11 protein-coding genes are annotated in these 12,762 nt (G+C 45.9%); all 11 read right to left on the bottom strand.

Annotated features, from left to right (window positions below):
• On the bottom strand, positions 1–2,562 hold the full coding sequence (locus EII32_RS00530; protein WP_125233509.1) for a BatD family protein: 2,562 nt from the start codon (positions 2,560–2,562) through the stop codon (positions 1–3).
• Between the two features lie 21 nt (positions 2,563–2,583).
• The gene (locus EII32_RS00525) at positions 2,584–3,276 is read right to left on the bottom strand and encodes a tetratricopeptide repeat protein (protein ID WP_233582267.1); all 693 of its coding nucleotides are present in this window, start codon (positions 3,274–3,276) and stop codon (positions 2,584–2,586) included.
• Positions 3,273–4,316, bottom strand: coding sequence for a vWA domain-containing protein (locus EII32_RS00520; protein WP_125233508.1), 1,044 nt, complete (start codon positions 4,314–4,316; stop codon positions 3,273–3,275). Before EII32_RS00520 ends, EII32_RS00525 begins: the two co-directional genes overlap by 4 nt.
• Before the next feature lie 11 nt (positions 4,317–4,327).
• Complete coding sequence (locus EII32_RS00515) at positions 4,328–5,326, bottom strand: vWA domain-containing protein (protein WP_125233507.1); 999 nt, start codon at positions 5,324–5,326, stop codon at positions 4,328–4,330.
• Positions 5,314–6,378, bottom strand: a complete 1,065-nt coding sequence (locus EII32_RS00510) for a BatD family protein (protein ID WP_125233603.1) — start codon at positions 6,376–6,378, stop codon at positions 5,314–5,316. Before EII32_RS00510 ends, EII32_RS00515 begins: the two co-directional genes overlap by 13 nt.
• Positions 6,379–6,458: 80 nt before the next feature.
• On the bottom strand, positions 6,459–7,328 hold the full coding sequence (locus tag EII32_RS00505) for a DUF58 domain-containing protein (RefSeq protein WP_125233506.1): 870 nt from the start codon (positions 7,326–7,328) through the stop codon (positions 6,459–6,461).
• A 164-nt stretch (positions 7,329–7,492) separates the two neighbouring features.
• Positions 7,493–8,488 carry an AAA family ATPase gene (locus EII32_RS00500; protein ID WP_125233505.1) on the bottom strand — a complete coding sequence of 332 codons (996 nt, stop codon included), beginning with the start codon at positions 8,486–8,488 and terminating at the stop codon, positions 7,493–7,495.
• Positions 8,489–8,689: 201 nt separating this feature from the next.
• Complete coding sequence (locus EII32_RS00495; RefSeq protein WP_125233504.1) at positions 8,690–10,063, bottom strand: HU family DNA-binding protein; 1,374 nt, start codon at positions 10,061–10,063, stop codon at positions 8,690–8,692.
• Complete coding sequence (locus EII32_RS00490; protein WP_125233503.1) at positions 10,056–10,349, bottom strand: HU family DNA-binding protein; 294 nt, start codon at positions 10,347–10,349, stop codon at positions 10,056–10,058. The genes EII32_RS00495 and EII32_RS00490 overlap by 8 nt, the downstream gene beginning before the upstream one ends.
• A 46-nt stretch (positions 10,350–10,395) precedes the next feature.
• On the bottom strand, positions 10,396–11,697 hold the full coding sequence (gene rimO, locus EII32_RS00485; RefSeq protein WP_125233502.1) for a 30S ribosomal protein S12 methylthiotransferase RimO: 1,302 nt from the start codon (positions 11,695–11,697) through the stop codon (positions 10,396–10,398).
• A gap of 25 nt (positions 11,698–11,722) precedes the next feature.
• On the bottom strand, positions 11,723–12,679 hold the full coding sequence (gene ftsY / locus EII32_RS00480) for a signal recognition particle-docking protein FtsY (protein ID WP_125233501.1): 957 nt from the start codon (positions 12,677–12,679) through the stop codon (positions 11,723–11,725).
• Between the last annotated feature and the right edge of the window lie 83 nt (positions 12,680–12,762).

Raw genomic sequence — 12,762 nt, 5'->3', positions numbered from 1 at the left:
CTATATCCTTTCAAGTGCCTTTACCGATATCCAGCCTTCCCTTCCGTCGGCAAGGTGTATGTACTTCCATTCGTTGATGGAGTCGTCTGTTATATCCACTTTCGTTCCTTCATGGATAAGGAAGACATCGGTGGCATTTGCCTCCGGACTGCTCTTCACGTTTACAGAGGGCGACACTATTACCGCTCCAGTGCGTTCGTCGAGTATATGACGCTGTCGGAAAGCACATATATTGGACACGACAAAGAGCAGCAACATTGTCAAACCCACAAAAAATCCCACCTTGCGCAACCATATTCTTGTGGAGAAAAGATACACGAGAGCAAGGCACAACGACACTAACAGACTTGCAAGTGCAACGTATGCCCAACCGTCAACGTTGGTCAAACTTACAAAAGAACGATACCATGTAACGAAGAACATCTCACTCTCGGGCGTTATTTTGTCTATCGTTTTCGACCGTGCAAGTTGCAGATTAAAACGTATGTCATCGTCGCCGGGAGACAACAGCAGGGCACGTTCGTAGTTTATTATCGCCTTGGTAATATTTTCAGAGCGGTAATATGCGTTGCCGAGATTGTAGTAAATTTCGGGACTGACACCTTTCTTGAGCAATTGTTCATAACCATTTACGGCCTGCTGGTAGTTTCCGTTGTGGTATGCGTTATCGGCAGAAGATTTCAACGAGTTTTCGGCGAACACCGAAACCGGCACAAGCATAATCAATACTGCGACTAAGACGGTGACCGAACTACCGGTTTTCTTCATGGTCTCCTCTATCCTCATTATTGCGGTCATTGCCGACTCGAATGTCTTACTCATGTTTCCTTTTGCGTCTCCGGGAGCATAGCGTTGGTATTCGCATTCGTCGATTGCTCCCACCAACTGACTGATTGTCCCTTCTACGACACCTTTTTCTGTAAGTATTTCATTGATGTTCTCGCGCGAAAGATACTCGGCAGGAACGTTAAACTTGTCGCTTACATATCCCCACAAGGCACGCAACACTTCATCGTAGAACTCTGACGGACGATTGTCGAACATCAACGACTTTGCAACTTGCAAACGTTTGGTTGCCACTTTGTTGGCTTTCTTGCCTCTTACCATAACCAAGTCGGAATTGTATATCGCTCTTTTCCTGAACATAAACATCAACGTAACGAACACGACAAGCAACGCACCGATTATCAACAAATAGGCAACAGACCCGAAAAAGAAAGAATCAACCGACTTTACATCAACATCGCCGGTCTTTATCTGTCTTATGTCTTGGTTCTTCAAATCCATGAAATCATCGGATTCGGCTGTGCCGTTGCCCTCTTCCACCGTAATTTCGAACGGTTGTGTCTTTATTGTCTTGTATGCCTTTGAATCTGTATCGAAATAGATAAACTCCACCGCAGGTATTGTGTATTTGCCTTTGTTGCGCGGAACGGCAAGGAATTCGTATATCATGTTGCCTTCGAGACCGCCGCTTGTGAGCATTGTCTTGTCCGTTATTTTCGGGTCGTACTTGTCAAAATCTTTCGGGAAAAGCACCACAGGCTGCTTTATTAGTTTGAGATTACCGTTTCCGCCAACCGTTATGCGCAGTGACAACGGTGTCCCCGCTTTAACCACTTTGTTGTCCAACTGTGCCGAGATATTGAATTTTCCCACTCCTCCGGAGAAATTGTCAGGCTTTGTCGGCAGCGGTTCCACGTTTATAGTCATGCCCGGGGCATTAATGCTACGCTTTATCTCGATATACCCCGAACCTCCGTTAAGGAATGCCTCAAACGGATCTACGTTTCTGTTCTGCTGCACCACGATGCCGTTGAACGTGATGCTCGGTATCTCAAGTTTGCCGGTCATCTGCGGATACATGATATACTGACTCCATGTCACACAACGATAATTGCGGCCGTTAACCTTTTCTATATGGAAAGACTTCTGCTGCGGTAGTTTTACCTCTTGCGTATGAAAACCGTTCAAATCCGGCATTTTGCCCTCGAGTTGACTCAAATCCACAAGTGTATATACCTTATATATAAGCAACACCGGCTCTTGCTCATATACACGAGTCTTGTTTGCACTTACCTTTATGAACAAGTCGCTGCCCGATATGGCTCCCCTCGAATTACCTGATCTGCCCGATTGCTCGTTGTCATTGTGCATTCGAGGTGCTCCACCGGTGTTTGCCGCCGTACCCGATACGTTTATCTTTACCACAGACGATGCAATTGTCTTGCCTCCTATAGCCAACCGAGCCGCCGGAATGGTGTAGTTGCCGGCCTTGGCGGCACTCACTATGAACGTGAACGTTACCGAACTGCTGCTGCTCGTATGCCCGTTGTTCATTAGGTAACTCGACTGTTCCGACCTGTACGGCCCTGCAATAAGTTCGAGTCCTTCAGGAAGTTTGCCTATGCGCAGGTCGCCTGCACTCTGTGTATTTACCGTATATGACAGGCGGAAATTGTCGCCTGTCGTCACATGCGACGGTGCATTGACGGTCAGAGTCTGCGACTTTACCGCCAAAAACATTGCAAGACAAACCAATATGGTAAAATATTTCTTCATAAATGCTCTTTCTTTTATCGTTTACCAATTCTTACGACTGCGATTTCTGCGCGGCTGTTGCATTGCTTTCTGCAACCGTTGCTGCGTCTGTTTCTCTTCCTGCATGGCAGCGTTGAGCAACTGTTCGGCATTATCTTTGCTCATTCTGTCTTTCTCCGGCTGCTCTTTCTGCTTTTGCTTGTCGTCTTTCTTGTCTTCGTTCTTCTCTTTTTCTTTATTCTGATTATCTTTGTTCTGTTTCTTTTCCTTATCCTTGTCGTCTTTATTCTTGTCTTTATTTTCCGGCTTGTTCTTCATAAGTTTCTTGCACAAGGCAAGGTTATACCTCGTTTCATCGTCATTGGGATTGTCACGCAAAGCCTTTTTGTATGCCTCTACGGCCTTGTCGTACATCTTATGATTTTGCAATATGACACCTATATTGTGGTTCGATTTGGCACATCGCAATTTATTTGTCTCAAGTTGTGATGCCCGTTCAAATTGCAACACGGCAACAGAATCTTTCTGAAGCATCATCATTGCACAGCCAAGATTGTACACTGCCTGCGGGTTCTCGGCATTCGCCGCAACGGCCTTGCGATACTCCACCTCTGCCTTGTCGAATTTCTTTGCCCGATAAAGACGGTTTCCGCTTCTTATATAGTCGCGATCGTTCTGCGCAAAAGAAACCGAAGCGGCTGCCAATAGCATTAAAATGAATATCTTTCTCATCATCTGTTGTTCCCTAAATTCGTTTTTCTCTTAAACAGCCTTATGTTTCTAAGCATCGGATTTCGACTTTCCATGATGCACACCTCTGCTATCAAAAGCAGCAGAACTATTATGGCGACGGCACGGAACTGTTCGTCATACTCACTGTAAATAACACTGTCAAACTCTCCTTTCTGTAGTTTTGCCAGTGCAGCATTGAGTTTCTCTTGTGCCACATTGGTGTTATCCACATGAATATATCCTCCCCCGCCTGCTTCGGCTATACGCCTGCACATATCCTCGTTGAGTGCTGAAATTACATCGGAGCCGGTATCGTCTTTGACATATCCGCCTTGATCGTCGGGTATAAGTGAACCTTTCGAAGACCCCACGCCAAGCACAAAAACATTCATTCCTTTCTTCTTGGCAGCCGCGGCAGCCTCTTCCGCACCGCCCTCATGGTCCTCTCCGTCGGTAATAATTATTATTGCACGACCGATATTCTCTGCTTTGGTAAAACTGCTCGACGCTATCCTTAATGCCTCACCGATGTTGGTACCCTGCGATGCGATAAGGTTCGGTTCGGTATTCTGCATGAACATCTTTGCCGAAACATAGTCGCTCGTTATCGGCAGTTGGATAAAGGCATCTCCGGCAAACACCACCAATCCCACTTTATCGTTAGTGAAGTTATCCACCATGTTCTCTATCAGCATCTTACTCTTTTCGAGTCGCGATGGCATCACGTCCTTCGCCCGCATTGAGTTGCTAATGTCGAGGGCTATCACCGCCTCTATTCCGTTACGTTTATCGTTGCTTATCTTTGCCCCCAACTGCGGTCGTGCAAGCATGATTATAATCATTGCCAATGCCGTCTGCAATATCCAAAACTTTACCGTGCGCCTTATCTTGGATACGTTGGGCATGAGTTGAGCAAGAAGAACTGCATCGCCGAACTTTGCAAGTTTCTTCTTTCTGCTCCGCATCATAAACCATCTGACGGCAGCCATTATCGGAACGATAACCAAAAGGTATAAATATATGGGGGCTTCGAATCTGAACATCTGTTTTATTTTTACGGAATGCGGCGGAATATCGTAAGTCGGAAAAGCATCTCGAGCAACAATGCCAACAGTGCAGCCAATGCGAACGGCTGGTACATGTCGTAGTGTCGCGAGAATTTCTTCACGTCCATGCGCGTCTTTTCCAATTTGTCTATATCCTTATAAATCTGTTTCAACTCGGTGTTATTCGTGGCACGATAGAAATGCCCGTTCGCGGTGGCGGCTATTTTACTAAGCGTATTGGTGTCAATGTCTGCCTTGGCGTTGACATACTTGGTTATACCTCCCACCTGTACAGGATACGGAGCAACAGTCTTTGCACCCACGGCAACCGTATATACACGAATGCCGAGACTTCTGGCGATATTCGCCGCCGTCAACGGAGAGATGTCGCCCATGTTGTTGCTGCCGTCGGTAAGCAAGATAACGACCTTGCTCTTGGTCTTGCTCTCTTTCAACCTGCCCACGGCATTGGCAAGTCCCATTCCTATTGCAGTACCGTCTGCAATCAGCCCACGCGCCGCAATGTCCGTCCTTACGTTTTGCAGCAAGTTCAGAAGCGATGTGTGGTCGGTCGTCATAGGGCACTGCGTGAAAGCCTCTCCGGCAAAAACCGTAAGTCCGATATTATCATCGGGTCGATCGGAAATAAATTCCGTGGCCACTTCTTTTGCTGCTTCGATGCGGTTAGGTTTGAGGTCTTCTGCGAGCATACTCGTCGAAACGTCCATCGCAAGCATTATGTCAATACCCTCCACCGTACGGCTTCCCCACGATGTATTTGTCTGCGGACGGGCAAGTATTATTACAACCAATACGAAAGTGAGCACGCGCAACGCATCGGGCAGCCACATCAGCCTCATCTTTATGCTCTTTGCGGCATACCGATAGGCATTTGTGTCGCTCATCTTAATTGTCGGCTCGCTCTTCTTGCGGTAAAGCACATACCACAGGAAATATGGCACGAGCAGCAGCAACAGCAAGAAGCACTCTTTATTTAGAAACTCCATATCTCAATTTCATACGACAACAATACTGCCGCGTTATATATTATATACACCAATATCCCAACGCACACACCGGCAAGAATGCCTATCGACCATTTCAGCACCCGCCGCCTGCGCATGCCATGCACCTCCTCGGTTGTGAGTTTCGGCTCAACGCGTTCCACTTGCGGTTGGTCTTCTTTCTTGGTAGTGTTTATGAAATGTATGGCATTCACGAGATTTTCGTCGTTCTCGTTGGCAAGAGTAGAATGCTTGGCAAACTTGACGAGGTCTGCGGTATCGAACAGTTCGCCCAGTTCTTTTATCATTTCGCTGTCGCCGTTGGCCTCCAGTCCCGATATAATTTCGGAACTGGTCATCTCCATTGCACAGAATCCGAACCTCTCTTCTATATACTTACGGAGTGTTTCCGTAAGTTTGGTGTAGTATTCTTTCTGGTTTTCCGAGGATGCAAGGTTGTCTGCCTTGATGCGTTCAATCTCGCTCATGGCCTTCTTATGAGGCGGTATGCGTTTTACGAATCTTACTTTTGCCATGACGGGCTTATTCTCCCTGAGCCGGGTGTACAGATAATACAGCACTACGGTAAGCACGGAAAGCAGCACGCCCAACCAGAAAAGCATACTCCAATCTTCCCATTTGAAAGGGTTGTTCTGCACATCTTTGGGCGGATAGAAGTTTTCCGGATGCAGTGTGTCTACCTCTACCGTAAACACTTTCAAGGCAAGTTCGCGACTTTTGTAATCTTTGCCGTCAACATTTACGTTCATCGGCGGAAGATAATATATGTTCTCGTCAAAAGACGTCAGGGTATATATCCTTGACACTTTCAGCATGCCGTCCCCAAACCTCAATGTGTCTGCAACGCTCTGTTCAAGGACTTCCACGCCCGGTGTGATGTGTTGCTGCGGCTTGAATTCGGGAAGTACGAGTTTCATTCCCTGTCTTATCGTAACGTCGAGGGTAATATGTGCCTGCTGCCCGATATATATCGAAGCAGAGTCTATACTCGATTTAACCTCAACTTGAGCAAACACGGGCAAAGCACTAATCATCAATACGATTACTGCAAATATCTTTCCTGTCACTGTTAACACTTTATATATCAAAGCCAATTCTATAATTCATTATACATCTACCCTCGCATGGCAAACAGTTGCATGAGAGATTTAACATAATCATCGGTCGTTGAGACAGACACGTTATCCACTCTGCTCTTGACAAATGTCTCGTTCAGTTTGCGCTGTCGCTTCAACCAATAGGCATGATGGGCAGCCCGCAGTTTCTTGCTGCCGGTGTCTATATACATCTCGTGCCCAGTCTCGGCATCGAGTACTTTCATAATGCCTACGTCGGGGAGTTCCCTTGCCCGCCGGTCATACACCTGAATGGCAACAACGTCGTGCTTGCGGTTGCAAATGGTTAGGGCATTTCCGAAATCGCTACGGTCGTAGAAATCGCTCATGAGGAATGCGGTACAGCGGCGTTTCGTTACACTCGTGAGAAACTCCACGGCATTCTTAAGGTTTGTTTTCTTGCTTGATGCTTTGAAATCAAGCAACTCACGGATAATATACAATATGTGCTTGCGACCTTTTTTGGGGGGGATATACTTTTCTATTTTGTCAGAAAAGAACACCACGCCAATCTTGTCGTTGTTCTGTATCGCGCTGAACGCAAGCGTGGCGGCAATCTCAGTTACCATGTCACGCTTCATACATTTATCCGTTCCGAAATCGAGCGAGCCGCTAACGTCTATCAACAGCATAACGGTTAATTCCCGTTCTTCCTCATATACTTTGACATACGGACGATGGAAACGAGCGGTTACATTCCAGTCGATGTCGCGCACATCATCGCCGAACTGATATTCACGAACCTCACTGAATGCCATGCCGCGCCCTTTGAATGCCGAATGGTACTGACCCGCAAATATGTTGCGGCTCAATCCACGCGTCTTTATTTCTATCTTGCGAACCCTTTTCAGTATGTCCTGCGTCTCCATTTAATCTGTTTTGTCTGCATTAAACATAAATTACATTACAACCTGCTTTTCAAATTCGGCAGGATTGCTCGACAAATTCGGCGAAATTACCAAGTAAAATCGGTGAAATTGGTTTGCAAATTCGGCGAAATCACTTATCATCATCCCGTAAGAAACGTTACGAACTACGGCACTTCAATCTTGTTTATGATACTGCTCACAATTTCCTCGCCGGTAACATTGCTTGCCTCCGCCTCGTAACTAAGTCCGATGCGGTGTCGGAGTACATCGTGTGCAACGGCACGCACATCTTCCGGAACGACATATCCTCTGCGTTTTATGAAAGCAAAGGCGCGGGCGGCCTTGGCAAGGTTTATCGAGGCACGGGGCGAACCGCCGAAAGTTATCATGTCTTTCAACGACGTGAGACCGTACCTGTCAGGATAACGCGTTGCAAAAACGATGTCTGCGATATACTGTTCTATCTTTTCGTCGATATACACCATTCTTACCACTTCGCGGGCATTGAGTATCTCGCCGGCGGAAATAACGGGTGTTACCGTTGGTAACGCACCTTGCAGATTTTCGCGAATGATGAGTTTCTCTTCGCTGATCGTCGGATAGTCGATTATCACTTTCAGCATGAAACGGTCAACCTGTGCCTCGGGCAGCGGATATGTCCCTTCCTGCTCTATGGGGTTCTGCGTTGCCATGACGAGGAAAGGGTCAGGCAGGGCAAACGTATCACTGCCGATGGTTATCATGTGTTCCTGCATCGCTTCGAGCAATGCGCTCTGTACCTTTGCCGGAGCACGGTTTATCTCGTCTGCCAATACGAAATTGGCAAACACCGGTCCTTTCTTTACATGGAAATTCTCGTCTTTCTGCGAATAGATGAGTGTGCCAACGACATCTGCCGGAAGCAGGTCGGGAGTAAACTGTATGCGACTGTAATCGGCATTGATTAACTGTGCCAATGTCTTTATTGCAAGTGTCTTTGCCAGCCCGGGTACACCTTCAAGCAATATGTGACCGTCGCTGAGAAGTCCTATCAGCAGGGAGTCTATCAAGTGTTTCTGCCCCACAATCACACGATCCATTCCCGAGGTAAGGGAAGTAATAAACGAACTTTGTTGCTCGATACGGATGTTAAGTTCGCGTATATCAAATGCTTCTGACATAGTTTTTCTCTATTTTTGTTTGTTTTCTTTATTTAACCGCAAAAGTAATACATTCGCCTTTCATAGTCGAAAAAACGCGACTAAAAAGTATTAAAAAAGTTTCTCAAAACTTACTTTTAAGAAACTTTATGCTTATTGTCATTATAAAACTGCGCTCCGCACCCTTGAAGCCGTTGCCTGCAAAGGTTCGGAGCGTATTTTTCATTTTCTCGTTTTCTTCTTCAATTTCAGTTTGGGTATCTTCAATTTCTGCCCTTCCGTCAGTGTTGTCGTTCCGTTATGCACCTCGATGTAGCATGCCATGTCTTTGCCGAGCCACACTTTGGCAACAGATGTCATTGTTTGTCCTTTTTTCACGGTTATCACTCTGTCTGTTCCCACAATGTCGTATGCACCGTACTTCACGAGTCTTCTTGATGATTCGAGTGCTTTTTCGGATGCTTTGGGAGCAACCACATGTTTTTCCGGCTTTTTCTTTTCTGCCTCCGGCTTAGGTTTGGGCATTGTTTCCGCCGCCTTCCTTGCCTTTTCTTCTTTCTCTTTCAATGCAGATGCCGCCACCGAGTCTTCAATCTCTTTATTACGTTTTGACTGCTTCACGGTGTCTTCCTTTGCAGTGGAATCTGCGACATGCTTATCAACGGTTTGCGAGTCAACGGTCATAACTTGACTGACTATCATTTGTTCTCGAATCTCAGATTCTCTTTTGTTCGAGAAATCAAATAAATAATACGAAAGAGAACCAAACAACGCAATTAGGACAATGACAATAATCCAACGTTTCCAAGCATTGTAATCATTGTGATTTGAAAAGTTTCCCATATCTTTTTCTTGTTTTTCATATTGTCTTTCAGGGGATATAGAGTCTGCATCAGACTCTTCTTCTGTTATTTCACACTCGTTTTCCACCGGTTGCCCGTCGGTAACGGTAGTATCTTCGGTGTCTTTTTCGTCTAAATTGTGGAGGTTCTCACTTTTCATGTCGGTTTTGTCTGCGACATCGGTACAATCTGTTTCCGTTGATGTCGTTCTCTCATCGCTACCGGCATCTACGTTCATAATGTTACAAACCGGAACGGCATCACTGAAAGACTCGTCAGACACAGAAATGGCTTCATCGCTGTCTTCCGGCATTTTTTTGTCATCAAATACTTCTTCCTGCAATGCGTTATCCGGAACCTCGTCTTTGACAACATTTTCTTCGCGTGTGACATCTTCGTCTGATAATGAGGACTCAAAATCGGAAAAATCGACACCGTCGTTGAGCGAAACTGTCTCAAACTGCGAAAAAGGCTTGTTTACCAAGTCTTTCATCATTGCGTCGGGAGTAAACGTGATTTTTTCACGACCGTCGATGATAATCTCTTCGCCGGTGTTCACGTCAACACTTTTGCGTTGCTTTACCTCTATTACCTTGAAAGTTCCAAGCCCCTTTATTTTCAACAATTTATCCTTGTGCAGCCCGTCGTTTACGGTGTTCAGTACTGCCGACAAGAAATCTTGCGCCTTGTCAATACTTATACCTTTACGCTCGGCGAGCCGTGAGGCCATTTCTTGAAATGTCACCTTAGCCATTGGCTGCCCCTCCGTTTTTTAGTTTCTCCTTCACCGAAGCAACGGGTTTGAACCCTAACACCAATTTAGGCGGCACGAGCATACGCTGTTTGGTCGCCGGGTTTATCACGACACGCTCCATACGCTTCTTTACCTCAAACGTTCCGAAGTTCGGCATTTGCACTGAGCCGCCCTCTTGGAATATGTCTCCCATGATGTCTATTGTCTTGTTCATGGTTGACTGGGCTTCATCTTGCGTCATTCCCAACCTCTGTGCAAGTTGTTGTATGAAGTCTTTATTGTTCATATAGATAAGGTTTTTCTTTTTTCAAAGGAATAATACGTCCGGCATTTCAAAACACCGTGGTGGCATAAAGGTCAAATTCCTCGGAACCGGTTATCATAACATCGTAGAAATTTCCTTTACGAAGCACGCGTTCGTCTGCCTTTATGAGTACCTCGGGGTCAACCTCCGGCGAACTGAACTCTGTCCTCCCGATGTAGTAATCACCTTCTTTGCGGTCTATTATCACCTTCATTACCGTGCCAACCTTCTCCTCTTCGAGTTCGGCACTTATCGATTGCTGTAGCAACATCAGTTCGGATAGGCGTTTCTCTTTTGTTTCATCGGGAACATCATCTTTGTAGTGAATTGCTCCATAAGTCCCTTCTTCCTCCGAATAGGCAAAAGCCCCCATACGCTCGAAACGTGCCATGCGCGTAAATTCCATGAGTTCGCGGAAATCTTCGTCTGTCTCACCGGGAAAACCGACTAACAACGTGGTTCTGATTGCTATTCCGGGAACTTCTTTACGAATCCTTTCTATGAGCCGGTATGTTTCCTCCTTGGTGATATGTCGGTGCATGGCGGTAAGCATGTTGTCGGAGATGTGCTGCAATGCGATGTCAAGGTATTTGCAAACATTCTTTTTCTCGCGCATGACATCTAACAACTCGTAGGGAAATTGAGCAGGATATGCGTAATGAAGTCTTATCCATTCAACACCGTCTATGTCTGATATGTCGCTTACGAGTTCGGCAATGTGTGCCTTGCCGTCAATATCCTTACCGTAGAACGTAAGTTCCTGGGCTATTATTTGGAACTCCTTGACTCCCTGACTGACAAGCGATTTAATCTCGTCTGTTATCTCTTGCATCGGACGGCTCTTGTGCCTGCCGGTCATTATTGGTATCGCACAGTATGCGCAATGGCGGTCGCAGCCCTCGCTTATCTTCACATAAGCGTAGTGACCGGGTGTGGTAAGCGTGCGCCCTGAATATTGTTCGGGGATTTCTACCATGCCGAGGTCGGATATTAATTGCTTGTAGTCGAACTTGCCATAAAACTTATCAACCTCCGGAAGTTCTTCTTCGAGTTCTTTCTTATAACGCTGCGACAGACAACCCATTACGAAAAGTTTGTTCAGTTTGCCCTTTTTCTTGCGTTCGGCATACTCCAAAATGGTATTTATGCTTTCTTCCTTGGCATCGCCTATGAAACCACAAGTGTTTATTACGGCTATCTCGCCACATGGTCTCTTGCTGTCATGCGAGCAGGAATATCCGTTCAATTCAAACTGCTTCATAAGGATTTCGCTGTCAACGAGATTCTTTGAGCAGCCGAGCGTTACTATGTCAACATGATTTTGCTTCAAAACTGTATCTTACCTTTCTTGATATTCATTTCGAATTAAATAAGGAATCCACGAATTGTCGTCTGTTAAACAACTGCAGGTCTTCCATTCCTTCTCCCAGTCCGATGTATTTCACCGGCACTTTCAGTTGGTCGCTGATACCGATTACTACCCCGCCCTTTGCCGTACCGTCAAGTTTTGTTATGGCGAGACTCGTTATCTGCGTAACGGCAGCAAACTGCTTTGCTTGCTCGAAAGCGTTTTGACCGGTGCTTCCGTCCAACACAAGCATTACCTCATCGGGCGCATTTGGCACCACTTTTTTCATTACTTCCTTGATTTTCTTTAATTCGTTCATCAGTCCCACTTTGTTGTGGAGACGCCCTGCGGTGTCTATCAGAACCACATCGGCTCCGTTTGCCTTTGCCGAACTCAAAGTGTCAAATGCCACGGAGGCAGGGTCGCTGCCCATTTGCTGCTTTATTACCGTACAGCCTACGCGTTCGCCCCATATACATAACTGCTCGACGGCTGCGGCACGGAATGTGTCGGCGGCACCAAGATAAACTTTTTTGCCGGCACTCTTAAACTGATGTGCAAGTTTGCCAATTGTCGTTGTTTTGCCAACACCGTTCACACCAACAACGAGAATAACATACGGAGTATGATCGGAGGGTAGATCCCAGTTGTCGTTGTCATCGGTATTGTTTTCAGCAAGAAGGTTTGCTATCTCCTCGCGAAGGATATTGTTAAGTTCGGATGTTGATACATACTTGTCACGAGACACTCTTTCTTCAATCTTCCGTATTACTTTCAATGTTGTCTCTACACCGACATCACTCGTTATCAGTACCTCTTCAAGGTTGTCTAATACGTCATCATCAACCTTTGACTTGCCCGCAACAGCTCTTGCCAATTTTGAGAATACGCTCTCCTTGGTCTTCTCGAGTCCTTTGTCGAGTGTTTCTTTCTTCTTCTTGTTGAATAAACCGAAAATTCCCATGTCGTATGTTTTTGCCTACAAAATTACATAAAATCTTTTATTAGAGCAAATATGGACAATCTTTTGTGTAAAAAACAAAAAAA

The sequence above is a fragment of the Prevotella sp. OH937_COT-195 genome (genome assembly GCF_003932845.1).
Lineage (GTDB): Bacteria > Bacteroidota > Bacteroidia > Bacteroidales > Bacteroidaceae > Prevotella.
This window is presented reverse-complemented; position numbering and strand designations above follow the sequence as displayed.

What these genes read in the sequence shown, in the direction of transcription:
- EII32_RS00530 (WP_125233509.1), bottom strand. Translation starts at nt 2,562, where the DNA reads ATGAAGAAATATTTTACCATATTGGTTTGTCTTGCAATGTTTTTGGCG.
- EII32_RS00525 (WP_233582267.1), bottom strand. Translation starts at nt 3,276, where the DNA reads ATGATGAGAAAGATATTCATTTTAATGCTATTGGCAGCCGCTTCGGTT.
- EII32_RS00520 (WP_125233508.1), bottom strand. Translation starts at nt 4,316, where the DNA reads ATGTTCAGATTCGAAGCCCCCATATATTTATACCTTTTGGTTATCGTT.
- EII32_RS00515 (WP_125233507.1), bottom strand. Translation starts at nt 5,326, where the DNA reads ATGGAGTTTCTAAATAAAGAGTGCTTCTTGCTGTTGCTGCTGCTCGTG.
- EII32_RS00510 (WP_125233603.1), bottom strand. Translation starts at nt 6,378, where the DNA reads ATGATTAGTGCTTTGCCCGTGTTTGCTCAAGTTGAGGTTAAATCGAGT.
- EII32_RS00505 (WP_125233506.1), bottom strand. Translation starts at nt 7,328, where the DNA reads ATGGAGACGCAGGACATACTGAAAAGGGTTCGCAAGATAGAAATAAAG.
- EII32_RS00500 (WP_125233505.1), bottom strand. Translation starts at nt 8,488, where the DNA reads ATGTCAGAAGCATTTGATATACGCGAACTTAACATCCGTATCGAGCAA.
- EII32_RS00495 (WP_125233504.1), bottom strand. Translation starts at nt 10,063, where the DNA reads ATGGCTAAGGTGACATTTCAAGAAATGGCCTCACGGCTCGCCGAGCGT.
- EII32_RS00490 (WP_125233503.1), bottom strand. Translation starts at nt 10,349, where the DNA reads ATGAACAATAAAGACTTCATACAACAACTTGCACAGAGGTTGGGAATG.
- ftsY (WP_125233501.1), bottom strand. Translation starts at nt 12,679, where the DNA reads ATGGGAATTTTCGGTTTATTCAACAAGAAGAAGAAAGAAACACTCGAC.